This is a genomic window from Anaeromyxobacter paludicola (assembly GCF_023169965.1).
GTDB lineage: Bacteria > Myxococcota > Myxococcia > Myxococcales > Anaeromyxobacteraceae > Anaeromyxobacter_B > Anaeromyxobacter_B paludicola.
Map to the genome: position 1 here is coordinate 4,548,762 of NZ_AP025592.1, position 23,641 is coordinate 4,572,402.

Annotated in this window: 19 protein-coding genes and 1 pseudogene; 8 read left to right on the forward strand and 12 right to left on the reverse strand. The window is 75.0% G+C overall.

Annotated elements, in window-relative coordinates; all coding sequences use genetic code 11:
* Window positions 1-19: 19 nt before the first annotated feature.
* From AMPC_RS20245 to AMPC_RS20260, 4 genes are read left to right on the forward strand one after another with little or no spacing between them, the layout of a single operon-like run.
* Entirely contained in the window at window positions 20-2,524 is a 2,505-nt protein-coding gene (locus tag AMPC_RS20245) for an efflux RND transporter permease subunit (protein ID WP_248343440.1), read from the forward strand.
* Between the two features lie 32 nt (window positions 2,525-2,556).
* Entirely contained in the window at window positions 2,557-3,552 is a 996-nt protein-coding gene (locus AMPC_RS20250) for a glycosyltransferase family 2 protein (protein ID WP_248343441.1), read from the forward strand.
* 9 nt (window positions 3,553-3,561) lie between these two features.
* The gene (asnB, locus tag AMPC_RS20255; protein ID WP_248343442.1) at window positions 3,562-5,496 is read left to right on the forward strand and encodes an asparagine synthase (glutamine-hydrolyzing); all 1,935 of its coding nucleotides are present in this window, start codon (window positions 3,562-3,564) and stop codon (window positions 5,494-5,496) included.
* Complete coding sequence (locus tag AMPC_RS20260; RefSeq protein WP_248343443.1) at window positions 5,493-6,890, forward strand: glycosyltransferase 87 family protein; 1,398 nt, start codon at window positions 5,493-5,495, stop codon at window positions 6,888-6,890. Before asnB ends, AMPC_RS20260 begins: the two co-directional genes overlap by 4 nt.
* A 16-nt stretch (window positions 6,891-6,906) precedes the next feature.
* On the opposite strand, the gene AMPC_RS20265 is transcribed toward AMPC_RS20260, so the two are convergent.
* From AMPC_RS20265 to AMPC_RS20310, 10 genes are all read right to left on the reverse strand, one after another.
* Entirely contained in the window at window positions 6,907-8,529 is a 1,623-nt protein-coding gene (locus AMPC_RS20265) for an ArnT family glycosyltransferase (RefSeq protein ID WP_248343444.1), read from the reverse strand.
* A complete protein-coding gene (locus tag AMPC_RS20270) occupies window positions 8,516-9,544 on the reverse strand; it encodes an SDR family NAD(P)-dependent oxidoreductase (protein ID WP_248343445.1) in 1,029 nt (342 codons plus the stop codon). Before AMPC_RS20270 ends, AMPC_RS20265 begins: the two co-directional genes overlap by 14 nt.
* Window positions 9,545-9,699: 155 nt before the next feature.
* Window positions 9,700-10,152, reverse strand: a complete 453-nt coding sequence (locus AMPC_RS20275; RefSeq protein ID WP_248343446.1) for a bacteriohemerythrin — start codon at window positions 10,150-10,152, stop codon at window positions 9,700-9,702.
* Window positions 10,153-10,274: 122 nt separating this feature from the next.
* Window positions 10,275-11,204: a DUF6328 family protein gene (locus AMPC_RS20280; RefSeq protein WP_248343447.1), complete on the reverse strand. Its 930-nt coding sequence runs from the start codon at window positions 11,202-11,204 to the stop codon at window positions 10,275-10,277.
* A 462-nt stretch (window positions 11,205-11,666) separates the two neighbouring features.
* The gene (locus tag AMPC_RS20285) at window positions 11,667-12,416 is read right to left on the reverse strand and encodes a DUF554 domain-containing protein (RefSeq protein ID WP_248343448.1); all 750 of its coding nucleotides are present in this window, start codon (window positions 12,414-12,416) and stop codon (window positions 11,667-11,669) included.
* Between the two features lie 45 nt (window positions 12,417-12,461).
* On the reverse strand, window positions 12,462-13,436 hold the full coding sequence (locus AMPC_RS20290) for a quinone oxidoreductase family protein (RefSeq protein WP_248343449.1): 975 nt from the start codon (window positions 13,434-13,436) through the stop codon (window positions 12,462-12,464).
* A 15-nt stretch (window positions 13,437-13,451) separates the two neighbouring features.
* Window positions 13,452-14,411, reverse strand: coding sequence for a zinc-dependent alcohol dehydrogenase family protein (locus AMPC_RS20295; protein ID WP_248343450.1), 960 nt, complete (start codon window positions 14,409-14,411; stop codon window positions 13,452-13,454).
* Between the two features lie 55 nt (window positions 14,412-14,466).
* Window positions 14,467-14,613, reverse strand: a complete 147-nt coding sequence (locus AMPC_RS20300) for a hypothetical protein (protein WP_248343451.1) — start codon at window positions 14,611-14,613, stop codon at window positions 14,467-14,469.
* A gap of 92 nt (window positions 14,614-14,705) precedes the next feature.
* The gene (locus AMPC_RS20305; protein ID WP_248343452.1) at window positions 14,706-16,118 is read right to left on the reverse strand and encodes a DUF4403 family protein; all 1,413 of its coding nucleotides are present in this window, start codon (window positions 16,116-16,118) and stop codon (window positions 14,706-14,708) included.
* A 61-nt stretch (window positions 16,119-16,179) separates the two neighbouring features.
* Entirely contained in the window at window positions 16,180-17,097 is a 918-nt protein-coding gene (locus tag AMPC_RS20310; protein ID WP_248343453.1) for a LysR family transcriptional regulator, read from the reverse strand.
* Window positions 17,098-17,120: 23 nt separating this feature from the next.
* Here AMPC_RS20310 and AMPC_RS20315 point away from each other — a divergent pair, with 23 nt between their 5' ends.
* From AMPC_RS20315 to AMPC_RS20325, 3 genes are all read left to right on the forward strand, one after another.
* Complete coding sequence (locus AMPC_RS20315; protein WP_248343454.1) at window positions 17,121-18,491, forward strand: tryptophanase; 1,371 nt, start codon at window positions 17,121-17,123, stop codon at window positions 18,489-18,491.
* 112 nt (window positions 18,492-18,603) lie between these two features.
* Complete coding sequence (locus AMPC_RS20320) at window positions 18,604-19,098, forward strand: SixA phosphatase family protein (RefSeq protein WP_248343455.1); 495 nt, start codon at window positions 18,604-18,606, stop codon at window positions 19,096-19,098.
* Window positions 19,095-20,045, forward strand: a complete 951-nt coding sequence (locus AMPC_RS20325; RefSeq protein ID WP_248343456.1) for a CHAD domain-containing protein — start codon at window positions 19,095-19,097, stop codon at window positions 20,043-20,045. The genes AMPC_RS20320 and AMPC_RS20325 overlap by 4 nt, the downstream gene beginning before the upstream one ends.
* Here the strand turns inward: AMPC_RS20325 and AMPC_RS20330 are convergent.
* Window positions 20,014-20,814 (reverse strand): SDR family NAD(P)-dependent oxidoreductase, encoded by an 801-nt coding sequence (locus tag AMPC_RS20330; RefSeq protein ID WP_248343457.1) that lies wholly within the window; start codon window positions 20,812-20,814, stop codon window positions 20,014-20,016. The two genes, AMPC_RS20325 and AMPC_RS20330, sit on opposite strands and share 32 nt — an antisense overlap.
* 486 nt (window positions 20,815-21,300) lie before the next feature.
* Between AMPC_RS20330 and AMPC_RS20335 the strand changes: the two are divergent.
* Window positions 21,301-23,322, forward strand: a pseudogene (locus AMPC_RS20335) (MASE1 domain-containing protein); the annotation flags it as partial.
* On the opposite strand, the gene AMPC_RS20340 reads toward AMPC_RS20335, so the two are convergent.
* Window positions 23,303-23,620 (reverse strand): GIY-YIG nuclease family protein, encoded by a 318-nt coding sequence (locus tag AMPC_RS20340; protein ID WP_248343458.1) that lies wholly within the window; start codon window positions 23,618-23,620, stop codon window positions 23,303-23,305. The pseudogene AMPC_RS20335 and the gene AMPC_RS20340 overlap by 20 nt on opposite strands.
* Window positions 23,621-23,641 lie beyond the last annotated feature (21 nt).

Below are 23,641 nucleotides of genomic sequence, written 5' to 3' on the forward strand. Positions count from 1 at the left end.
GCCCGGCCGGACCGCGCCCATGAGAGAACCTCGCCCCTCGGCCATCGACCGACTCACCGCCGCCTCCCTCGCCCACCCCTGGAAGTTCGTCGCCGGCGCGCTCGCCCTGGCGGCGGCCGGCGGGCTCCTCGCGGCCCGCCTCGAGATCCGCTCCAGCTTCGAGGAGCTGCTCCCCTCCGACGTCCCCAGCGTCCGCGAGATCAAGCAGCTCGTGAAGCGGGTGGGCGGCGACGGGACGGTCTTCGTGAACGTCCAGTGGGACGGCAGCCCCGAGGGCATGGCCGCGGCCAAGGCCCTCGCGCCGAAGCTCGCCCAGGACTACCTCGCCATGGGACCGCGCGAGATCCGGGCGGTGGAGTGGAACGTCGCGCCGGTCGAGCGCTGGTACGCCGACCACTGGCCGCTCTTCCTCGAGCTCGCCGACATCCAGAAGGCGCACGACCGGCTCGTCGAGGAGCTCGGCAAGGCCAAGGCCGAGGTGAACCCGCTGCTCGACCTGGGGCTCGACGACGCCGTCGCGACCTCCGGCGGGCCGCCGGTGGACGTGAAGGGGGTGGAGCTGCTCGACCCCGCGAAGCCCATGCCGCGCGAGGAGGTGGCGAAGCGGTTCGCCCAGTACTCGGACGGCTTCATGGTCTCTCAGAACGGCCCCTCGCTCCTGCTGGTGGTCCGCCCGGCCGGCACCAGCCTCGGCGTCGCCGAGGCCCGCGCGCTGCTCGACCGCATGCGGACCGTCGCCGAGCGCCACCGGGCCGAGCTCGACGCCCACCACCTGAAGCTCGGCTACGCCGGCAGCTTCCCCACCTTCGTGGCCGAGTACGAGGCGATCATCGGCGACGTCTTCTCCACCTTCTTCGCCTGCGTGGCGGTGATCCTGGCCTCGCTGGTGATCTTCTTCCGCGACCTGCGCTCGATGGCCACCCTGGGGCTCGCGGTGCTCTGCGGGGTCGCGGTCACGTTCGGCGTCACCTGGCTCGTCATCGGCTACCTCAACACCCAGACCGCCTTCCTCGGCGCCATCGTGGTGGGCAACGGCATCAACTACGGGCTCATCTACCTGGCCCGGGTCGGGCAGCTGCGCCGCCAGGGCGTGGCGCTCGCCGAGGCCTGCCACGAGGGGGCCCGCGAGGCGTTCTCGGCCACGCTGCTCGCCTCGCTCGGCACGGCGGTCTCCTTCGGCACCCTCATCGTCGCGGCCAACCGCGGCTTCCGTCACTTCGGCTTCATCGGCGGGCTCGGCATGCTGCTCTGCTGGGCGGCCACCTTCGCGCTGCTCCCGGCGCTCCTCACCCTGGTCGAGAAGGTCCGGCCCTTCCGCCGGCGGGCCAAGGGCGACTTCCTGCCGGGCCGGGTGCGCGTGCTCGAGCGGATCTTCGCCCGCCCCGGCCTCATCGCGGCCGCCTTCGCGGTCCTCACCGTGGCGTCGCTGGCCCTCTTCGCGCTCCGCTCGCCGCAGATGATGGAGCGGAACCTCGACAACCTCACCAACGAGATGAAGGGGAACGACGAGCTGCGCCAGCAGAACCGGCTCGCCAACAGCGGCCTCGGGAAGTCGAGCGCCTCGGTGCTGGCGCTCCTGCCCGACCGCAACGTCGCCGACGGCTACTGCGACGTCATCCGGGCGCGCCAGAAGGACCCGCGCTGGAGCGACCTCATCGAGGGCTGCGACACCGCCTCCTCGGTGGTGCCGCGCCAGCAGCCGGAGAAGCTGGCGCTCCTCTCCGACGTCGCCCGCCGGCTCACCGATCGCGTGCTCGACCGGCTCCCGCCGCCGCAGGCGGCCCGGGCCCGGGCCATCCGGGCCGACCTCCTCGCGCAGCGCCCGGTCACCGACGCCGACGCCCCCTCGTCGCTCCTCGACCGGTTCCGCGAGCGCGACGGCACGGTGGGCGGCATCGCCGTCATCACCGCCCGGCCCGGCGCCCACCTCGAGCTCGAGCCGAGCATGCGCCGCTTCGTCGAGGCGGTCCGGAACGTGCCGGTCGGCGGCCGGACGTACGACGCCAGCGGCGAGACGGTGATCTTCGCCGACCTGCTCTCCAACATCGAGCGCGAGGGGCCGCTCACCACCGGGCTGTCGTTCCTGGGCGTGTGCCTGCTGGTCGTGCTCTTCTTCCGGCGGGCCCGGGCCAGCGCGCGCGTGCTGGTCTCCCTGGCCGTCGGGGTGGTGCTGATGGTCGGGGTGGCCTCGGCGACCGGCCTCAAGATCAACTTCTTCAACTTCATCGCCTACCCGATCACCTTCGGCATCGCGGTGGACTACGGCGCCAACGTGGCGGCCCGGATGAGCGCGCGGCGGAGCGTCCTGCCGGCGCTCGCCGAGGTGGGGCCGGCCGTGGCGCTCTGCTCGTGGACCACCATCGTGGGCTACGGCTCGCTCCTGTTCTCGATCAACCGGGCCCTGCGGTCCTTCGGCTGGTACGCCATGCTCGGCGAGCTCACCTGCCTGCTCGCCGCCCTGGTCCTCCTGCCCGCGATGCGCCTCCTGTTCGCCCACGTCCCCGAGGAGGGGGAGGGCGCTTGACGGGAGGCGCGGATGCGGAGAAGGTGCGCCCGATGAACGCCGCTCCAGACCTCTCGGTCGTGATCCCCCTCTACAACGAGGAGGAGAACGTCGCCCCGCTGCTGGCCGAGCTCTTCACCGCGCTCGAGCGGCTCGGCCGGCGCTTCGAGGTCGTCTGCGTGGACGACGGCAGCAAGGACGGCACCTTCGCGGCGCTCCGGGCCGAGGTGGCGGCGCGCCCCTGCCTCCGGGTGCTCCGGTTCCGCCGCAACTTCGGCCAGACCGCCGCCATGAGCGCCGGCATCGAGGCCGCCCGCGGCGCGGTCATCGTCCCCATGGACGGCGATCTGCAGAACGACCCGGCCGACATCGGCGCGCTCCTCGCCCGGCTCGACGGCGAGGGGGGCGAGCGGGTGGACGTCGTCTCCGGCTGGCGCAAGCACCGGAAGGACAAGGAGTTCGGCCGCAAGCTGCCCTCGCGCATCGCCAACCGGCTCATCAGCGCGGTCAGCGGCGTGGAGCTGCACGACTACGGCTGCTCGCTCAAGGCCTACCGGCGCGAGGTGATCGCCGGGGTGCGGCTCTACGGCGAGATGCACCGCTTCATCCCGGTGTACGCGAGCTGGCAGGGCGCCCGGGTCGCGGAGCAGGTGGTGAACCACCGCGCCCGCCGTGCCGGCAAGAGCAAGTACGGGCTGGGCCGCACCGGCAAGGTGATCCTCGATCTGCTGGTGGTGAAGTTCCTCGCCAGCTTCCAGAGCAACCCCATCTACCTGTTCGGCGGGGCGGGGCTCGTCTCGCTGGCGCTGTCCTTCCTCTCCTTCGCCTGGGCCGCCGGGCTGAAGCTCCTCGGCGAGAAGGACCTCGTCGAGACGCCGCTGCCGCTGCTCGGGGTGGCGTTCGGGCTCGCCGGCCTCATCTGCGTGCTCATGGGGCTCCTGGCCGAGCTGAACGTGCGCACCTACTACGAGTCGCAGGCGAAGCGCCCCTACCTCGTCGCGGAGGAGCTGTCCGGCGACGACGCCCGGGCCCGGGAGCGGGCAGGGTAGGCTCGGCCCATGTGCGGCATCGCTGGCGAGGTCCGGCTCGACCGGAGCCCGGACGCGGAGGCGGTCCGGCGCATGGGCCCGGCGCTCGCCCACCGCGGCCCGGACGCCGAGGGCTTCTTCTTCGAGGGGCCGGCGGCGCTGGCGCACCGGCGCCTCTCGATCCTCGACCTCGAGGGCGGCGGGCAGCCCATGAGCGCCGGGGGCTGCACCCTCGTCTTCAACGGGCAGTGCTACCGGCACGAGGCGCTGCGGGCCGAGCTGCGCGCCCGGGGGCACGCCTTCCAGACCCGCAGCGACACCGAGGTGGTGCTGCGGGCCTACCTCGAGTGGGGCGAGCCGTTCGTCGAGCGGCTCGACGGCATGTTCGCGGTGGCGCTCTGGGACTCCCGCGCCCGCAAGCTCCTCCTGGCCCGCGACCGGATGGGCAAGAAGCCGCTCTACTACGCCCTGGCCCAGGGGGGCGCGTTCCTCCGCGCCCCGCCGGCCGAGGGGCTCACGCCCGCCACCGGCGCGCTCTTCGCCTCCGAGCCCAAGGCGCTCCTCGCCCACGGCGGCGTCCCGCGCGCGCTCGACCGGACCGCCCTCGTCCAGTACCTGGCGGTCGAGTACGTGCCGCAGCCGCGCAGCGTCTGGGACGCCGTCTTCAAGCTCCCGGCGGCCCACGTGGCGGTGCTCGACGCGCAGGGCTTCCGGCTCCGGCGGTACTGGGAGCTGCCGCTCGAGGGCGGCGCGCCGGAGCGGCTCGACGAGGCGGGGCGGGGGCTGGTGGAGCGGCTCGAGGGGGCGGTGGCCCGGCGGCTGGTGGCCGACGTGCCGGTGGGCGTCTTCCTCTCCGGCGGCGTGGACTCGACCGCCATCGCCGCGCTCGCCACCCGGCACGCGCGGCCGGTCGCCACCTTCTCCATCGGCTTCGAGGAGGCGAGCTTCGACGAGTCGCGCTGGGCGCGGCTCGCGGCGGAGCGGCTCGGGACCGACCACCACGAGGAGCGGCTCTCGGCGACCGCCTCGCTCGACCTGCTCCCGGCGGCGGTGGAGGAGCTCGACGAGCCCTTCGCCGACCCGAGCGTGCTGCCGACGCTGCTCCTGTCGCGCTTCGTCCGCAAGCACGTGACGGTGGCGCTGGCCGGCGACGGCGGCGACGAGCTCTTCGCGGGCTACGACACCTTCCTCGCCCATGGGCCCGCGGCGCTCGCCGCCCGCATCCCCGCCCCGCTGCTCGCGGCCGCCTCGCGCGCCGCCGCGCTCCTGCCGGCGTCGGACCGGAACATGAGCTTCGACTTCCGGCTGAAGCAGTTCCTGCGCGGGGTCGGGGCCGAGCCGTCGCTCCGCCACCAGGCCTGGATCGGCGCCTTCGCGCCGGGCGAGCTCGCGCGCGTGCTCTCGCCGGAGCTCGCCGCGCTGGCGACGCCGGAGGTGGTCTTCGGCCCGGTCCGCGCCGCCGCCGCCCGCGACGCCGCCCGCGGCGTGCGGCCCGGCTCGGTGGACGAGGCGCTGCGCTTCTTCCTCGCCCACTACCTCGAGGGCGACATCCTGGTGAAGGCCGACCGGGCCTCGATGGCGGCCTCGCTCGAGGCGAGGGCGCCGTTCCTCGACCTCGAGGTGGTGGAGTACGCGGCGCGGCTGCCGGCCTCGCTCAAGCTGGGCTGGAGGAGCACCAAGGTGGTGCTCAAGCACGCGCTGCGCGGCATCGTGCCCGAGGAGATCCTCTCCCGCCCGAAGAAGGGGTTCGGGATCCCGGTGGCCGCCTGGATCCGCGGGCCGCTCCGGCCGCTCTTCGAGGACCTCTTCTCGGAGGGGTCGCTCCAGCGCTCCGGCGCCTTCGAGCCTGCGGCGCTCCGCGCCATGCTGCAGCGCCACCTCTCCGGCCAGGCCGACCTCCGCAAGCCGCTCTGGACCGCCGCCATGTTCCTGCTCTGGCAGCGCCGCTGGGGAGGGCAGGGGTGAGCGAGGAGCGGCTCGGCCCCGGCCGCGCGGAGCGGCGGCTCGCCGCCGGCTGCGCCGCCGGGATGGCGATCGCGGCCGCCGGGACCTGGGTCCGCTACGCCCTCGAGGGCACGCTCCGGATCGACACCCACACGCTGCCGTTCGTGCTCGCGAGCGCGACGAGCGGGGTGGGGCTCATCCTGGCCGGCGCCTGCGCCCTGCGGCTCGCGCCGCGGGCCGGGCGGCTCTCGTGGCGTGCGCTCGCGGGCGCCGCGGTGGCCGTCCAGGCGCTCGCGCTCGGGGCCCTCGCGCTCACCTCGAGCGACCTCTTCGGCTACCTCTGCTACGGGGGGCTGGCCCGGGCCGGCATGAGCCCGTACGCCGCTCCGCCGGACGCGCTCGCGCCCTCGCCGCTCCTCGGCCCGGCGCAGTGGACCCACGACTACCCGAGCCCGTACGGCCCGCTCCTGCACCTCGTCGCCCGGGGCGCGGCGGCCGCGGGGGAGCGCCTGGGGAGCCCGCTCTGGGGCGCCGTCTTCTCCTTCAAGGCCATGATGCTCGCGGCCTTGCTCGCGGCGCTCGCGCTGGCGAAGCGCCACCTGCGCGCCCGCCCGGACGAGGAGGCGAAGGAGATCTTCGCGGCGCTCGCCCTGGGCCCGCTCCTCGCGTGGGAGCTGCCGGGGCAAGGGCACAACGACGCGCTGCTGTTCCTCTCGGTCACGACCTTCCTCGTCGCCGCGAGCCGGGGGCGCGAGCGGCTCGCCGCCGCCGCCCTGGCGCTCGGGACGGCGGTGAAGTTCTCGGTGGCCCCCCTCCTCGGCCTCTACCTCGTGCTGGCGGGGCGCCGCTCGATCCTGCGCGCCGCCGGCCTGGGGCTCGTCGTGATCGCGGTGCTCGGCGCGGCGTACGCCACCGACCCGCAGGCCGCGGCGTCGCTGCGCGGCATCTTCATCACCGTGGGCGGCGGCGTCCCGCGCCACGCCCACTCGCTCGTGGACCTGGGCTGCCTCGTGCTCGACGGGCTCGGCCACCCCGAGGCGTCGCGCGTCTGGTTCCGCGTCCTCTCGCTCGCCTCGGCGGTGGGGTGCCTCGGGCTGCTCGCGCGCGCCGCGTGGCGGGCCCGCGACCTCGACGGGCTGGCGCGCGGGTACCTGCTCTTCCTCTTCGCGCTCTTCCTCACCACGCCCTGGTTCCAGCCCTGGTACGTCTCCTGGGCGCTGCCGCTGCTCCTCGTCGAGCGCGACCCGGCCTGGCGCCGGCTCCTCGCCGCCTTCGCGGTGGTGACGGTGGTGCAGTGGGCGGCGCCGCTCGACCCGGTGACCACCGTGCTCGGCGACGCCTGGCTCGCGGTGAAGCTCGCGCAGCTGCTCCGGCGGGGCGAGCCGGAGGGCACGGCCCTCCCTCAGACCGCCTGACGAGGCCGGCGGGCCCTCAGCGCAGCGACGCGGCGCCCGCTGCGGCCGGCGGGAAGAGCGGCTCGCCCGGCGCGAGCCGGTAGACCTTCACCACCGGCACCCCGCGGATCGCGACCGTCTCCCAGGGCTCCCGGCCCCGGAGCCGCTCGAAGGCGTCCTGGTTGTGCCGGTAGAGCCGCCCCGCGGCGGTGACCACGTAGCAGACGCGTCCCTGGCGGCAGGCGCTCTTGCGGGTGAGGACGGTGTAGGCGAGGTCGTCGCGCCCGGCCTGCTCGGCGTAGAACTCGACCGGCCACTCGGTCTCGCTCGCGACCTCCGCGCCCGGCTCGGCGCGGGCGGCGATGGCGCGCACCGCCTCCCGGAGGCCGGCGTCGAAGTAGTCGCAGTGCGGGAACCACCAGCCGAGCGCGCCGTCCCCGCCGCCGAAGGCGTTCACGTAGAGCCGGTAGTGGGGCGCGTGGGCCACCGCGGCGCGGGCCTCGGTCCCGGCCATGAGCACCGCCAGCGCCGGGAAGGCGGGGCGCCACGGCACGCGGGCGGCGAGCGTCCGGGCGGCGTGGGCCGCGAGCAGGGCGAAGGCCGGGAGGACCGAGACGAAGAAGCGGCCGTACATCGCCGAGGCGATGGTGAAGGAGAGGACGAAGGTCCCGATCCAGCAGAGGAAGACCACGTGCGCCGGGCGCCGCCGGAGGAGCGCGAGCGCGAGGCCGGCGAAGGCCAGCACCGCCGTCGGCGGCGCGAGCTTCACCCAGGCGAAGGCGAGGTGGAACCAGAACGGCACGCCGCCGTGGAAGTTGAAGGCCAGGTTGCCGTAGAGCCGGCCCCGGAACAGCAGCGTCTCGCTCGTGGCCCGGTCGCCGACGGCGTCGCCGGCCACGTAGTGGGCGATGTACTCCCAGGTGGACGGCAGGAACGGCGCCCAGTTGACCGCCGCGAAGACCACCAGGGCGATCCCGCCCAGGATCACCCAGCGCGAGAAGGGGATGCGCCAGCGCGTGCCGCGGGCCCGCAGCGCCCAGTAGGCGAAGAGCGGGATGGGCGCGAAGAAGATGAAGTACTTCGAGGCGAGCATCCCGCCCAGCGCCGCGCCGGCCCACGCCTCCCAGCGGCGGCGGTCGCGGTCGCGCCCGTCCTGCGCGGCGGCGTGCGCCTCGCCCAGGCACCAGAGCAGCAGCGCCAGGAAGAGCCCGAGGAGCGTGTCCTCCTTGGCGATGCGCTGGTAGCCGACGAAGGTGGTCGAGAGGGCGCAGAGCGCCGCCCCGAGGAGCCCGGTGGCCCGCCCGAAGTAGCGCCGCCCGAGGAGCGCCACCGCGACCACGGTGCCGCCCGCGGCGACGGCGTTGGGGAGCCGGGTGAGGGTCTCGGGCGCGAGGCGCGGGAAGGCCCACGCCGCGCCGGCGATGAGCCACTTCATGAGCATCGGGTGCTCGACGTCGTCGCCCCCGAAGTCGCCCTTCAGGTAGCGCAGCGCCGCGAGCCACTTGTGGACCTCGTCGTCGGAGAAGCCCTCCGCCGAGAGGTGGCGCACCCGGAGCCAGACGCCCGCGAGCGCGAGCGCCGCGAGGAGCAGCTTCTGCCAGCCGAGGAAGGGGGTGGTGCGGCCTTCGAGCTCGACCGGCGCGGTGCTACCTGCGGCCATCCACGACCCCGAGCTTCGGGCGGGACCGGGCCGGGGCCGCCGGCTTCTCCTCGGCCGACATGGCGCGGGCGTACCAGCGCCAGAGCCGGCCCACGCCGTCGCGCACCGAGACCCGCGGCTCGTAGTCGATGAGCCGCCGGGCCTTCTCGATGTCGGCCGAGGTGGTGAGGGCGTCGGAGTCGACCTTGGGCTGCGGGACGAGGTGCGCCTTGCGGCCGGCGAACTCCTCCATGCAGCGGATGAAGTCGAGCAGGCGCACCGGCTGGCCGCGGCCGAGGTTCAGGATCTCGTACCCGAGCGGCCGGTCCAGCGCCTGGACGACGCCGCGGGCGATGTCCTCGACGTAGGTCCAGTCGCGGAACATGTCGCCGGCGCCGTAGAGCGGGATCTGCTTCCCGGTGAAGATGCTGTCGAGCACCTTGTACGCCATCATGTCCGGCCGGTTGCGCGGGCCGTAGACGGTGAAGAAGCGCAGGACGGTGACGTCCTGGCCGTACAGGTGGTGGTAGCTGTGGGCCAGCATCTCCGCGGCCCGCTTGCTCGCGGCGTACGGCGCGAGCGGGCGGTCGGCCGGATCGGTCTCGATGAACGGCTGGATGGCGGTGTTGCCGTAGGCCGAGGACGTGGAGGCGAGGACGAAGTTCCGCACCGGCCGGCGGCGGGCCGCCTCGAGCAGGTTGAGCGTGCCGGTCAGGTTCACGTCGAGGTAGTCGTGCGGGATCTCGAGCGAGGCCCGCACGCCCACCAGCGCGGCGAGGTGGACCACCGCGTCGATGCCCTCGGCGAAGAGCTTCTCCACCAGGGCGCGGTCGCGGATGTCGCCCTCCACGAGCCGGAAGGCGGAGCCGTTCGGGCCGGAGGCGAGCTCCTCCACGTTGGCCCGCTTGTTGGCCGGCGCGTAGTACGGGTCGAAGTTGTCGAGGCCGACCACCTCGTCCCCGCGAGCGAGGAGCATGGCGCTGACGTGGCTGCCGATGAAACCGGCCGCGCCGGTGACGAGGATGCGCTGGCTCAAATCGAAGTCTCCATGGTGCACCGCGTCAGGCTAGCCGACATGGGCGGCAGCCGAGCGTGGCTCCGCCTGGGTGTACGGTGGCGCCCTCATAGCACAACCGGGCCGCTGGGGGGACTCCCCCCGGGAAGGCCGGCGCCGACCGTCGCCACGCCGTCTCAGGATGGATACGGCTTGTCCTTGCCGCTCGGCCGGGCCGCCTCCGGCTTCCGGTCGCGGGCGGCGAGATATCGGCCCAGGGGGGCGTCGTTCACCTGGATGTGGAACTTGATCCACTCCGGGATGCGCTGGCCGATCGACTCGGCCAGGACCGCGAGGTCCTCGCCGGCCTTCTCGGCCTCTGAAACCTGAAGGAAGTCCTGCATGAAGAGATCGTGGGCGGCCTTGTGGCGCGCCCGCTCGGGGTAGAGCGTCTCCTCCATCACCCGCTCCTCGCTGGAGAAGTGCCACACGAGGTAGTCGCCGAGCTTCACCACGGCGGCGTGGACCGCCTCCCGGTCGCCGGAGCCGATGGCCTCGACGGCGGCCGCCACCTGGCGCATCAGCGCCCGGTGCTCGACGTCGACCTTCTCGAAGCCGACCTCCAGATCCTTCGTGAATGACTCGCTCATGCCCAGGAGGCCTCCGCCGCGAAGAACAGCAGAAGGAGGGCGCGAACGCAAGGTCCGCGGCGCGCCGGCCGGGCGCCCGGGGGACCGGCGCGGGCAGGTGTGCGGGGAGGTCGCTCCGGGGCCTACGCCGGCGCCCGCATCCCCGCGGGCGACCGCTCCTGCCGGGCCCGCAGGGCGAGGGTCAGGCCGAACCAGGCGCCGAGGAAGGTGACGAGCGCGGCGCCGGCGGCGGCGAGCGACGGCGCGAGCGCCTCGGACGCGCGCCACGCCACGACGAAGAGGTCCCCCGAGATCCCGAACGCGAGCGGCACCATGGCGGCGAGGACGAGCCGGCTCGCGATCCGGTGGAAGTGCTCGGTCTCCTCGCCCCGCTCCACGATCCGGTGCCAGGCGGCCGGGGTCATGAGCAGCACCACGCTGAGCGCGATGCACCCGAGGTTGCCGACGTGGAGCCAGCGCACCGCCGGCGGCAGCTCGTCGAAGCTGTCCATGAGGCTCACGGCGAACTGGAAGCCGAGGAGCGCCTGCGCGCCCGGGAGCACCATGCGAGCTTCGGTGAGGACGTGCTGGATCTTCTCGTCGAGGGGGGTGGGCTTCACGGGTTCCTCCGTCACCGGATGCGGGCGGCGGAGCCGCACCCCGAGGGTGAGCGCGTACCAGAAGCCGGCCGCCGTGGCGCCCGCCAGGATCCCCCCCGGCAGCCGGGCCGCCCGGGAGAGCGGCGCCAGGGCGACCGCCACCTCGAGCCCGAGGGCGAGCGCGAACGGGGCGAGCGCCAGGTCGAGCACCCGGGTCGTGAAGCGGTGGACGCCCGGCGTGTCGTTCCCCCCCTCCACGAGCCGGTGGTGGGCCGCCGGCAGGACGAGCAGGCAGAAGGCGCAGAGCAGCAGGCAGAGGCTCGCGAACTTGAGCGCCTGCTCGAGGGGCAGGAGCCGCTCGAACCCCGGCTCGAAGAAGGAGCGGTAGCCGAACCCGATGAGGATCTGCGTCCCCAGGATGAGGATGCGAGCCTCGTCCATCGCGTTCTGCACCTTGTGGGACAGGGCCGCCATGCGCGCCGGATCCGGGTCCTTCCTCTCCCTGGAAGTTGCGGCCTCGCCGGGGTCCTCGCGAGCCCCATTCCGCTTTCGGTTTTTGCACTGCCACTTACCCGGGCCCCGACCGATTCCTATCCTTCAAGCGCGAAAGGGGGAACCGACGGTGAACACGAGCCTCGAGATGCAGCGCCGCGGTCCGGTCATGGTGCTCAAGCTGCACGGGCGCTTCGACGGCTCGTCGGCCTGGTCCGTGCGCAACGCGATCGAGGCGAGCCCGTCGGACGCGTTCATCGTGGACCTCGGCGCGATCGAGGAGTTCCACGGGTTCGGGGCCGCGGTGCTGGCGGCCGGCATCACCTCGCCGCGGGCGCGGCGGGTGCGGGTGCAGGGCGTGACGGCGGAGGAGGCGCGGCTGTTCTCGAGCTTCGGCGTGGACCGGCTGCGCGTCCGGCGCGCGCTGGCGCGCCGGGCGGCCCCTCAGTGGACGAGGGCGTGCAGCACGGGCGCGATGGCGAGCGCCGGCAGGAGCGCGCCGACGCGCACGCGCCGGTCCTCGACGCCGAGCCCCGCCACCATGAGGTTCACCCCGATGCCGATGATCATGAGCCCGCCGGTGCCGGTGATGACGAGCACGCTCGGGTCGGTGGACGGATCGGGCAGCGAGGCGGCGAGCGCGCCGGCGGCGAGGCTGAGGCCGCCCTGGAGCGCGAGCACGGTGAGGGCGGAAAAGCCCACGCCGATCCCGTAGACGCCGGAGAGCGCGATCGACGCGATCCCGTCGAGCGCCGCCTTGAGCACCAGGATGGCGTTCTTGTGCGACAGCCCGTTCTGCAGCGACCCGACGATCGCCATCGGGCCGACGCAGAAGAGCAGGCTCGCGGTCACGAACCCCTCGGTGAACCGCCCCGAGCCGCGGAAGCGGCGCCGCAGGGTCTCGCCGAGCGACCCCAGCCGCTCCTCGATCCCGAGCGCCTCGCCGACGAGGCCGCCGAGCGCGAGCCCGACGAGCGCCACCATCACGCCGGGGAGCCGGGCGCTCTCGATGGAGCGCAGGCTGCCCGCCATGCTGAGCCCGACGTAGGCGGTGACGAGCCCGAGCACCTGCATCAGGGTCCGGCCCATCTTCTCGGGGAGCCGCGCGCCGACGAGCAGGCCGAGGGCCGTGCCCCCCGCCACCGTCGCCACGTTCACCCAGGTCCCGCTGGTCCTCGCGAAGAGCTCGATCACGGTGCGGCATCCTACCCCGCGCCGGCGAAGTCGCCAGCCGCGATGTCAGGGCAGGAGCAGCACCGACCCCGTGGTCCGCCGCCCCTCGAGGTCGCGGTGGGCCTGGGCGGCCTCGGCGAGCGGGTAGCGCCGGCCGATCTCGGCCGCGATCTTCTTCGCGGCCACCAGCGCGAAGAGCGCCGCGGCCGCCTGCTCGAGCTCGCCGCGATCCGCGGTGTAGGCCATCACCGAGGGGCGGGTGAGGAAGAGCGAGCCCTTCACCCCGAGGGTGAGGGGGCTGACCGGCGGCACCGGGCCGGAGGCGTTCCCGAAGCTCACCATCATCCCGCGCGGCGCGAGGCAGTCGAGGGAGCCGTCGAAGGTGGCCTTCCCGACCGAGTCGTAGACCACCGGCACCCCGGCGCCGCCCGTGAGCGCCTTCACCCTCGCGGGGAAGTCCTCGCGCGTGTAGACGACGACCTCGTCGCAGCCGTGCGCCCGCGCCAGCGCCGCCTTCTCGTCGGAGCCGACCGTGCCGATCACGCGGGCGCCGATCGCCTTCAGCCACTGGCAGGCGATGAGGCCGACCCCGCCCGCGGCGGCGTGCCAGAGCACGGTCTCGCCCGGCTTCACCGCGTGGACGCGGCGGACCAGCATCTCCACCGTGAGCCCCTTCAGCATGAGCGCGGCGGCGTCCTCGAAGGAGACGGCGTCGGGGAGCTTCACCAGCCGGTCGGCGGGGAGGACCCGCCGCTCGGAGTAGCTGCCCGGGGGGCCGCCCTGGTAGGCGACGCGGTCGCCGGCGCGCACGTGCGCGACGCCGGGGCCGACCGCCTCGACCACCCCGGCCCCCTCCACGCCGAGGCCGGCCGGGAGCGGGAGCGTGTAGAGCCCGGTGCGGTGGTAGGTGTCGACGAAGTTCACCCCGATGGCTTGGTGGCGCACCCGCGCCTGGCCGGGGCCGGGCTCCCCCACCTCGACCTCCTCGAGCGTCAGCACCTCGGGGCCGCCGGTCTGGTGGAAGCGGATGGCTCGGCTCATGTGTCCCTCCTGGACTCAGTCGTGCTGCGCCACCTGCAATACCAGCTTCCCGCGGCCGTGGCCCGAGTCCATGCGCCGGTGGGCGTCGGCGACCTGCTCGAGCGGGAGCACCGCCTCGACGAGCGGCCGCACCTGTCCCCGCTCCGCCAGGCGTCCCAGCTCCTCCAGGCGGGCCGCCTCGCGGGTGAGGAAGACGCCGTGGAGCGTGAGGTTGCGCGGGTAGAGGAGGTCGAGGTCCACGCCCGGGCCGAGGATGGTGGCGAGCCGGCCGCCGGGGCGGGTGACCGGGAGCGACTCGGCGATGGTCTGGCCGCCCGCGGTCGAGAAGACGGCGTCCACGCCGCGGCCGCCGGTGAGCTCGAGCACCGCCTTCGCGACGCCGCCGCCGGTGTAGTCGAGGCAGTGGTCGGCGCCGAGCCGGTGGAGGGTGGACTGGTTCTCCGGCCCGGCGGTGGCGATGACGCGGCAGCCGGCGGCGCGCGCGATCTGCACGGCGAAGGAGCCGACCCCCCCGGCGCCGCCGTGCACGAGCACCACCTCGCCGACCTGCACCCGCAGCCGCCGCACCAGCGCCTCGTAGGCGGTCCCGCCGGCGAGCGGCATCGACGCGGCCTGCGCGTGGCCGAGGCCGGCCGGCTTCGGGGCGACGATCGCCTCCGGGACCACCTCGTACTCGGCGTAGCTCCCGTGCGGGTTCCCGAAGATCTCCGGGGTGTAATAGACCTCGTCGCCCGGCTTGAAGCGGGTGGCGCCCGGCCCGGCCCCGGCCACCACGCCGGAGGCGTCGTAGCCGAGGATCACCGGCGGAGAGAGGCCGGCCCACGAGCCGTCGTGCCGGAGCTTCGCGTCCACCGGGTTCACGGAGGCGCAGATCACCCGGACGAGCAGCTGCCCGGGGCCGGGCGCTGGCTTCTCGACGTCCTTCAGCTCGAGGTTCTCGGGCCCGCCGAAGCGGGACAGGACTGCGGCGCGCATGGGCCCCATCTACGCGCTCGCGCCGGGGCCGGCGGCGGGCTTTCGGGGCCTCGCCTCAGGCGGCCCGGTCGGAGTCGCGGTCGGCGTCCCAGACCACCCGCAGCTGCGGCCGCCGCGCCCGCTTCGGCTCGCGCAGCCTGCCGGCCAGCTCGGCCGCGCCCACCGCCGCCACCGCCCCCAGGATCACCAGCATCGTCGCCATGGTCTCGCGCTCCGCTCTTCGACGAAGCTAGGACCGGCCTCCTCCGAGGAGAAGAAGGGGCACGCAAGAGGGGGCAAGGGCTCGCCGGGCGCTCAAGGGCGCAGGCCCGCCACGAGCAGCTTCGCCTGCCCCTCCGCCTCGACCCGGGCCACGAGCGCGTCCTCCGCGGCCTGCACCGCCACGGGCCGCAGGCTGCGCACCTGGGCGGAGAGCGAGATCCCGGGCGCGAGCGTCCGGTTGAGCCCGGTCTCCACCTGCGACCGCAGCGCCTCGAGCCGCGGGCCGACCGCGAAGCGGCCCTTCTCGCGCAGCTTCTCGAGCAGCGTCCCGCGCAGGAGCCACTCGAGCCCGGCGGAGAGCGCGTCGCGGGTCTCGAGGCTGTAGTCGAGGTCGGCGAGCGAGATGGTGGCGGTGGCGGGGTCGTAGACGGGACGGCCCACGAGGTAGAGGTCGCCCTCGATGGGCCCGGAGGCGACGTGGGCCTTCACCACGGCGAGCCCCCCGGCGCCCGACACCGAGAGGTCGCGCACGGTGACGGTGTGCCCGCCGGCGTCGAAGGACTTCCCGGAGAGCTGGCCCGCGAGCTGCCGGTTGGCCTCGGCGTACGGGATGCGGCCGTCGAGCGCGACGTGGAACCCGGGCGCGGCGCCCTGCGAGACCTCGAGCCGGGGGAGCGCGGGCGGGGGCTCGGCGGGGGGCGCGCCGAGGTGCACCACCGGCCTCGCGGTGAGGCCGACGGTGAAGTCCACCGACAGGCCGCGCCCGGAGAGCGGCGAGACGTGGGCGGCGCGCGGGTGGAGCAGCAGGAAGGCGTTGCCGGGGAGCGGGATGGGCTGGGCGAGCCGCTTCCAGGCCTCCTCGGCGCGGGCGCGCAGGTCGGCGGCCCGCGCCACCCGTGCGTCGAGGTCGGCCGCGGCCTTGGCGAGCTGGGGGCGCAGGTAGCCGTCGAGGTGCGGCGTCACGTCGTAGTGGAGGAAGGTGACCTGGCACGGGTCCGGGTAGGTCACGTCGAAGCGGCTGCGGGTGGCGAGCCGCCAGTCGGGCGACCAGGACGCCTCGGAGCGGAGCTCGAGCCGCACCGCCCGCGGCCGCTCCCCGATGCCGCAGCTCGCGACCCGCGGGCAGCTCTGGCCGCCGAAGGAGAGCGGGCTCTTCAGGCAGGCCTCGGCCTGGTAGCTCGCGGTGACCGCGGCGGCGAGGCGCGGGCCGTCGAGGGCGAGCTGAATCGGCGCGCGCGTGAGGGCGTACTTGATGCCCACCCGGTCGTTCGCGACCATCGTCCAGTCGCGGGTGGCGTCGATGCGCGCGGGCACCTCCCGCTCCAGCAGCTGGGCCGCCTCGGAGAGCTCCAGGGTCACCGGGAGCTCGAGGGTGGAGTCGGGCAGCTCCGGCAGCGGCGCGGGCGGGGCGGCGCCCGGCGACGGGATCGACAGCCGGTGGGCGCAGCCGGAGGCGAGCAGGAGGGCGGGGACGAGGAGGGCGCTCCGGAGGTGCTTCGGCATCATGGCGCGCAGGACTACACCCCGCTGGGCGTGGGCGTCCAGGGTCGGGGCGCGCGGTCAGCGGCTACGCCGGCGCCAGCCCCGCCTCCTTGAGCCGGGCGGCGAGGTGGTCGACGAAGGCGCGCACCTTCGGCGGCGTGGGGCGGCCGGGGGCGAAGAGGGCCTGGATCACGCTCCGCGGCGGCAGCATGTGCGCCTCGAGGAGCGCGGTGAGCCGTCCCTCGCGCACGTCGGGGGCGACCATGAACTCGGGGATGATCGCCACCCCGAGCCCCTCGATGGCGGCGGCGCGGATGGCGTTGCCGCTCGAGGACTCGAAGCTCCCGGTCACCGGCACGGAGTAGGGGCCGCGCGGCCCCTTGAAGCGCCACTCCTCGGTGCGGCTGACGTTGGTGTAGTGCAGGCAGTCGTGCCCGGCGAGGTCGGCGGGCCGCTGCGGCGTGCCGCGGGCGGCGAGGTACGCGGGCGAGGCCACCACCACGGTGCGGTTGCGCGAGAGCTTCCGGACCGCGAGCGTCGAGTCGGACAGCGGGGCGATCCGCACCACCACGTCGTAGCCGGAGGTGGCGGCGTCGATGAGCCGGTCCTCGAGGGAGAGGTCCACGCGCAGCCCGGGGTGGCGGGCCAGCAGGGCGGGGATGGCGGGGGCGAGGAAGAGCTCGCCGAAGGAGACCGGGCCGTTCACGCGCAGCGTGCCGAGGGGGCTCGCCGAGAGCGCCTCCACCTCCCGCTGGCCGGCCTCGGCCTCCGAGAGCGCCCGCAGCGCGTGCTCCTGCAGGACGCGCCCGGCCTCGGTGAGCGCGAGCCGCCGCGTGGTGCGCGAGAGGAGCCGCGCGCCGAGCCGCGCCTCGAGCCGCGCCACCGCCTTGCTGGCGGCCGACTTGGAGACGCCGAGCTTCCCGGCGGCGGCGGTGAAGCCGCCGGTGCGCGCGACCTCGGCGAAGACGGCGAGGTCGGAGAGCCATTCGGCGGGCGTGGGCATCGCTCCCCATTTACCTCTCCGTCATGCCGAAGACCATGATCGAGCCGTTCCGGATCAAGTCGGTGGAGCCGATCCGCATGACCACCCGCGCGGAGCGGGAGGCGCTCCTGGCCGAGGCGCGCCTCAACGTCTTCCGGCTGCGGGCCCGCGACGTGCTCCTCGACTTCCTGACCGACTCCGGCACCGGGGCGATGTCGGCCCACCAGTGGGCGGCGATGATGGAGGGGGACGAGAGCTACGCCGGGGCCGAGAGCTTCTTCCGCTTCGAGGCGGCGGTGCGCGACCTCACCGGGTACGCCCACGTCATCCCGACGCACCAGGGGCGGGCGGCGGAGCGGATCCTGTTCTCGGTGGCGGCGCGGCCGGGCGACCTCGTCCCGTCCAACACCCACTTCGACACCACCCGCGCCAACCTCGAGGTGGCGGGGGCCGAGCCGCTCGACCTCGTGATCCGCGAGGGGCTCGAGCCGCGGACTCCCCACCCGTTCAAGGGGAACATCGACCTCGAGCGCGTCGAGGCGCTCCTGCGGACGCGAGGCGACCGGGTGCCGTTCGGGATGATCACCGTGACCAACAACTCGGGCGGCGGGCAGCCGGTGTCGCTCGAGAACCTGCGCGCCTACCGCGCGCTCCTCGCGCGCCACGGCAAGCCGCTCATCCTCGACGCCTGCCGCTTCGCCGAGAACGCTATGTTCGTGAAGCTGCGCGAGCCGGGGCAGGGCGAGCGGGCGGTGAAGGAGATCGCGCGGGAGATGTTCTCCCTCGCCGACGGCTGCACCATGAGCGCCAAGAAGGACGCGCTCGTGAACATCGGCGGCTTCCTCGCCCTGCGCGACGACCGCTGGGTCGAGCCGGCGAGGAACCTCCTCATCCTGACCGAGGGCTTCCCGACCTACGGCGGGCTCGCGGGCCGCGACCTCGACGCGCTCGCGGTCGGGCTCGAGGAGATCCTGCACGAGGACTACCTGCGCTACCGGCTGCGGACGGCCGAGTACATGGGCGAGAAGCTCCGCCAGGGCGGGGTGGCCATCGTCGAGCCGACCGGCGGGCACGCGGTCTACCTCGACGCCAGGGACTTCCTGCCCCACCTCGGCCCGGCCGACTACCCGGCCTGGGCCCTCGTGGACGCGCTCTACCTCGCGGGCGGGATCCGCGGGGTGGAGGTGGGCTCGGTCATGTTCGGCAAGCGGCTCGAGGACGGCACCGAGACGTACCACCCGATGGAGCTCGTGCGGCTCGCGTTCCCCCGGCGCGTCTACACCCAGAGCCACTTCGACTACGCCGCCGAGGTGGTCTGCGAGCTGAAGCGGGAGGCGGCGAGCGTGCGGGGGGTCCGCTTCGCGAAGCAGTCCCGCTACCTGCGCCACTTCACGGCCGAGTTCGAGTGGGCCTGAGGAGTGACCGGGGCCTCGGCAGCCGGTGCCCCGCGGAAGGCCCCGCGCGAGCCGCGGCGCCGCCCCCGCTGGGCGGCCCCGGGCGCCGCGGCGCGCGCCCATACTGCACCTCGTGAAGCTCGTCCTCCTCCGCCACGGCATCGCCGAGGACCGCGCGCCGGGCGGCGACGAGGCGCGCCGGCTGACGCGCCCCGGCCGCAAGAAGCTCGCCCGCGGCGCGCGGGGGCTGGCGCGGCTCCTCGACGAGGTGGACGCCTGGGCGGCGAGCCCGCTCGCGCGGGCGGTGGAGACGGCGCGGATCGCGGCGGACGAGCTCGGGGGCCCGGACGACCCGGAGGAGCTCGACGCGCTCCGCCCGGAGGCGCCGCCCGGGGCGCTCCTCCCGTGGCTGCGGCGGCAGCCGGTGGCGTCCACCGCGCTCGTCGCCGGTCACGCGCCGCACCTGCCGGCCCTGGCGGCGTTCCTCCTGGGAGCGCCGGGCCCGCTCTTCGAGCTCGAGAAGGGCGGGGCGTGCCTGCTCGAGCTCCCGCGCGCGCCGCGCGCCGGGTCGGCCCGGCTGGGCTGGCTCCTCACCGCGAAGCAGCTCCGCAAGCTGGGGGACGCGTGAAGCCGGGCGACGACCTGCTGGACCTCCCGGCGGAGCGGGGCGCCGCGCGCGTGGCGCTGCTCCTCTGCCGCGAGGCGGACGAGGCGGCGTGGCGGCTCCGGCTCGGCGAGGACGACGAGGCGCTGCACGACTTCCGGGTGGCGCTGCGCCGGCTGCGGAGCGCGCTCCGGGCCTGGCGGGCGGCGCTGCCGGGGAAGGCGGGCGGGCCGCTCGCGCGGGCGGTGAAGGAGGTGGCCGCCTGGACCGGGCCGGCGCGCGACGCCGAGGTGCAGCGGGCCTGGCTCGCCTCGGCGCGCGAGGGGCTGTCGCCGGCGGGGCAGGCCGCGGCCGACCGGCTCGCGGCCCGGTACGAGGCTCGCCGCGGCGCGGAGGCGGCGCGCCTGCGCGACCGGGCGGTGCCGCGCTGGGACCGGCTCTCGGCCCGGCTCTCGCGCCGGCTGGCGCGCCGCCTCGAGGCGGGCGGGGCGGGCCGCGCGCCGTTCGGGCGGGCGCTGGCGGAGCGGCTGCGCGAGGCGCAGCGCGAGGTGGAGCGCCGGCTCTGGCGCGTCGCCGGGGCGAGCGACGAGGCGCGGGCGCACCGGGCCCGCATCGCCGCGAAGCGGCTGCGCTACCTGCTCGAGCCCTTGCGGAAGAGCGCGCGGGCCTCCTCGAAGGAGGCGGTGGCGGCGCTCAAGGAGCTGCAGGACCTCCTGGGCGAGCTCCACGACCGGCACGTGCTCGCGGGGGAGCTGGGGGCGCTCGCGGAGGACGGCGCGGGGCCGGGCGCGCTCGCGGACGGGCTCGGCGAGCTCGGCCGGCGGGCGCGGGACGACGCCGAGGCGCTCTTCGGGCGCGCGCGGGCCTGGCGCGAGGAGGGGCTCTTGCGGCTCGCGACGGAGGTGGAGCGGGTGGCGCGGGCCGCCGAGGGCGAGCCCGCTAGAGATCGGGCTCCTGCCACGCCCGCGTGATCCGCGCCGCGATCCGCTTCGGCCCGAGGCCGGCGGCGGCGGCGAGGAGCTTGTTGCGGAAGCCGGGGATGACCACCCGCCGCCCGGCCATGAGCCCGCGGTAGCCGGCGAGCGCCACCCGCTCCGGGTCGAGCACGTTGCCGCCGCGGAAGAGCGGCGTGCGCCCGACGCCGCTCTTCTGCTCGAACGGCGTGCGGGTGGGGCCGGGGCAGAGGGCGGTCACGGTGATGCCGCTGTCGGCGAGCTCCTCCGCGAGCGCCACCGAGAGCGAGAGCACGTAGGCCTTCGAGGCGTAGTAGACGGCCATGAACGGGCCGGGGACGTAGGCCGCGGTCGAGGCCACGTTGAGGATGCGCCCGGCCTGCCGCGCCTGCATCGCGCCGAGCATCAGCTTGGTGAGGTGGGTGAGGGCGGCGACGTTGAGCTGGATGAGCTCGAGCTCGGCGGCGAGGTCGGTGCGGCCGAAGGCGCCGTGCACCGCCACCCCCGCGTCGTTGACGAGGATCCCGATCTGCGCGCGGAGGTCGCGCAGCGCCCGGTGCAGCTCCTGCGGCGCCTCGCGCCGGGTGAGGTCGAACGGGAGTGGCTCCGCCCGCACCCCGAACTCGCGCGTGAGGCTGGCGCAGCGCTCGACGAGGGCGTCGGCGCTCCGCGCCACCAGGAACACGTCGTGGCCGTTCTGGGCGAGCACCCGGGCCAGCGCGGCCCCGATGCCGCTCGACGCGCCCGTCACCAGCGCCGGCTGCCGCTCCACCCTGCTCGTGCTCACGGCTCCTCCTGCGGGCGCCGCGCGCCGGCGCGGTCCCGAGCGGGAGCCTAACACCGGCGCACCCGTGGGCCTCGCGGCTCCCCGGGGCTGGGACTGCCCGGCCCCGCCGCTGCCGGCCAGGTTCCCCACGACGACGAGCGCCAGCCCGCCCCCGAGGACGCCTTGCGTCGCGCGCTTCATCTGGTTTCCGCTTCGGATGGTCGATGACGCGTGGTCAACACGCGTGGCGCGATCGTGCGCCTGTGGGTGGAGGCGGGTGGCTGTCTGTCCGGGTGGGAAAGGGCGGGTCACCCCAAGGTCCGGGCGATCGCTCGTCCGTTCGCGCCCTTCGACGCGGGCGCGTGGCTTGCAGCCTCCCTGGACCGCCGCCGGTTGGGTTCACCCGTCCGATGGCGCTGGCTTCGATCCTGGGAGCGTTTTCGCCTCGAGACGAAGGCGGACCTGGGTCTTCGGGCCGGGGCTTTTGTGACCCTCTGGGTCAAGACGATGCCACTTCTCCTGTTCGCCATCGGCCACTTCGCGCTCCTGCGGGCGGGCGACTACCTCAACACCCACCACAGCGACTTCGGCGCGTTCTGGCCGGCGAGCGGCTGGTTCCTCGCCGGCCTGCTGCTCTCGAAGCGCGACCGGTGGTGGAGGCTCGCGGCCGCGGCGATGGCGGCGGAGCTGGCGTCCGGGGCGCTGGCGAACCGGAGCCTCTTCAGCGCCGCGATCTACGGGGCGGGCGACGTCCTCGAGGCGTCCGCGGGCGCGTGGCTCCTGCGGCGCACCCTCACCCGCCGCATCACCTGCGAGCGCGTGCCGGAGGTGTTCGGGATCCTCGCCCTCGCGGCGCTGCTCTCGACGACGCTGAGCGCCACCATCGGCACGCTCGAGGTGATCTGGCGGCTCCCCGGCCGCGCCTTCCTCGACACCTGGCTCTCCTGGTGGGCCGGCGACGGCCTCGGCGTGCTGGTCATCGCGCCCTTCGTCCTCTCCTGGACCGGACGGCCGCTCCGGCTGCCGAGCTGGCGGAAGTGCCTGGAGGGGCTCGCGCTCGCCGTCTCCCTCGGCTTCGCCGCGGCCGTCGTCCTCGAGCACGGCGACGGCGGCCTCGAGCTCCAGTACGTGCTCCTCCCGTTCCTGGTCTGGGCGGCGCTCCGCTTCGGCGCCCGGGGGGCCTCGGCGGCGGCGGTGCTGCTCGCCGGCGTCGGCGCCTGGTGCACCTCGCACGGCTGGTTCGCGGTCACGCTCCCGGACGACTCGAACCTCCCCCTGCAGCTCTTCCTGCTCGTGACCGTGAGCACCACGCTGCTCCTCGCGGCGGCGCTCTCGGAGCGGCTCCAGGCCGAGTCGGCGCTCCGCGAGAGCGAGCTGCGCGCCGAGCAGGCGAGCCGGCTCGCCAGCCTCGGCACCCTCGCGGCCGGCGTGGCCCACGAGATCAACAACCCGCTCACCTTCGTGAGCGCCAACCTCGAGTACCTCGGCGAGCAGCTCGCGGAGTGCGGGGAGCGACGCTGCGTCACGGGGCCGGAGCTGATGGCCGTCCTGCGCGAGGCCCAGCAGGGCGCGTCGCGCGTGGCCGACATCGTCCGCGACCTCAAGATGGTCTCGCGCGAGGTGGAGTCCCGGCGCGGGGTGGTGGACCTGCACGACGAGGTCCGGGACGCGCTGCGCCTGACCGCCAACGAGGTCCGGCACCGCGCGCGGCTGTCGGTGGAGCTCGGCCCGGTGCCGCCGGTCGAGGCCCCGGCCCGGCAGCTCGGGCAGGTGCTGGTGAACCTGCTCGTCAACGCCTCGCAGGCCATCCCCGAGGGCGAGGCGAGCCGCCACTGGATCCGGGTGACGACCCGGACCGCCGCCGACGGCCGCGCCGAGGTGGAGGTGGCCGACAGCGGCGCCGGGATCCCGGAGGCGCTGCGGGCCCGCATCTTCGAGCCCTTCTTCACCACCAAGCCGCAGGGCGTCGGCACCGGGCTCGGGCTCTCGATCTGCAGCGGGATCGTGGGTGGGCTCGGTGGGGAGATCGCCTTCGAGAGCGAGGAGGGGAAGGGGAGCGTGTTCCGCGTACTGCTCCCGCCCTGCGACGGGCCGGGGCATTCGGAGGCGGCGACGGCCCCCGCTCCCGGGTCGCCGGCCGCGCCTCCCGCCGCTTTCGCGCCCGCCTCGTCGAGCGCGCCCGCCGGCTCGAGCGCGCCGAGCGCGCCGAAGGCCGCCCCGGCGACGGGGGCCGAGGCCCGGCCCGCCGCCGCTCGCCGCGGCCGCGTCCTCGTGGTGGACGACGAGCCGCTCATCGGGCGGAGCGTGCGCCGCATGCTCGCGGGTCACGACGTCGAGGTGCTCACCGACGGGCGCGAGGCGCTGGTCCGGCTCCTCGCCGGCGAGCGGTTCGACCTCGTCCTGTGCGATCTCATGATGCCGGAGCTCACCGGCATGGCCCTCGAGGAGAAGCTCCGGGAGCTCGTGCCCGAGGCCTGCGCCGCGATGGTCTACATGACGGGGGGCGCCTTCACCCCGGCCGCGCGCGACTTCCTCGCCGGCGGGCGGTGCTACCTCGAGAAGCCGTTCCAGTCGGCCGAGCTGCTCGGGCTGCTGGAGCAGCGGCTCGCCTCACCAGCGCCAGCTTCTCGGGACGCGTGAGCCGCTTCAGGGCGGCCTCGCGCCGGAGCGCGGCGGAGCGGTCGAGGGCGGGCTCGCGGTAGACGAGCTTCACGGGCAGCCGAGAGCGGGTGTAGCGCGCGCCCTTGCCGGCGGCGTGGCGCTTCACCCGCTCCTCGACATCGACGGTCGCGCCCGTGTAGAGCGTCCCGTCCCGGCACCGCAGCATGTAGACGTGCCAGGACGGAGC

What these genes read in the sequence shown, in the direction of transcription:
- AMPC_RS20265 (WP_248343444.1), bottom strand. Translation starts at nt 8,529, where the DNA reads ATGGCCGCAGGTAGCACCGCGCCGGTCGAGCTCGAAGGCCGCACCACC.
- AMPC_RS20310 (WP_248343453.1), bottom strand. Translation starts at nt 17,097, where the DNA reads ATGCCCACGCCCGCCGAATGGCTCTCCGACCTCGCCGTCTTCGCCGAG.
- AMPC_RS20290 (WP_248343449.1), bottom strand. Translation starts at nt 13,436, where the DNA reads ATGAGCCGAGCCATCCGCTTCCACCAGACCGGCGGCCCCGAGGTGCTG.
- AMPC_RS20300 (WP_248343451.1), bottom strand. Translation starts at nt 14,613, where the DNA reads ATGGCGACGATGCTGGTGATCCTGGGGGCGGTGGCGGCGGTGGGCGCG.
- AMPC_RS20280 (WP_248343447.1), bottom strand. Translation starts at nt 11,204, where the DNA reads ATGGCGGCCCTGTCCCACAAGGTGCAGAACGCGATGGACGAGGCTCGC.
- AMPC_RS20295 (WP_248343450.1), bottom strand. Translation starts at nt 14,411, where the DNA reads ATGCGCGCCGCAGTCCTGTCCCGCTTCGGCGGGCCCGAGAACCTCGAG.
- AMPC_RS20245 (WP_248343440.1), top strand. Translation starts at nt 20, where the DNA reads ATGAGAGAACCTCGCCCCTCGGCCATCGACCGACTCACCGCCGCCTCC.
- AMPC_RS20305 (WP_248343452.1), bottom strand. Translation starts at nt 16,118, where the DNA reads ATGATGCCGAAGCACCTCCGGAGCGCCCTCCTCGTCCCCGCCCTCCTG.
- AMPC_RS20250 (WP_248343441.1), top strand. Translation starts at nt 2,557, where the DNA reads ATGAACGCCGCTCCAGACCTCTCGGTCGTGATCCCCCTCTACAACGAG.
- AMPC_RS20340 (WP_248343458.1), bottom strand. Translation starts at nt 23,620, where the DNA reads ATGCTGCGGTGCCGGGACGGGACGCTCTACACGGGCGCGACCGTCGAT.
- asnB (WP_248343442.1), top strand. Translation starts at nt 3,562, where the DNA reads ATGTGCGGCATCGCTGGCGAGGTCCGGCTCGACCGGAGCCCGGACGCG.
- AMPC_RS20275 (WP_248343446.1), bottom strand. Translation starts at nt 10,152, where the DNA reads ATGAGCGAGTCATTCACGAAGGATCTGGAGGTCGGCTTCGAGAAGGTC.
- AMPC_RS20315 (WP_248343454.1), top strand. Translation starts at nt 17,121, where the DNA reads ATGCCGAAGACCATGATCGAGCCGTTCCGGATCAAGTCGGTGGAGCCG.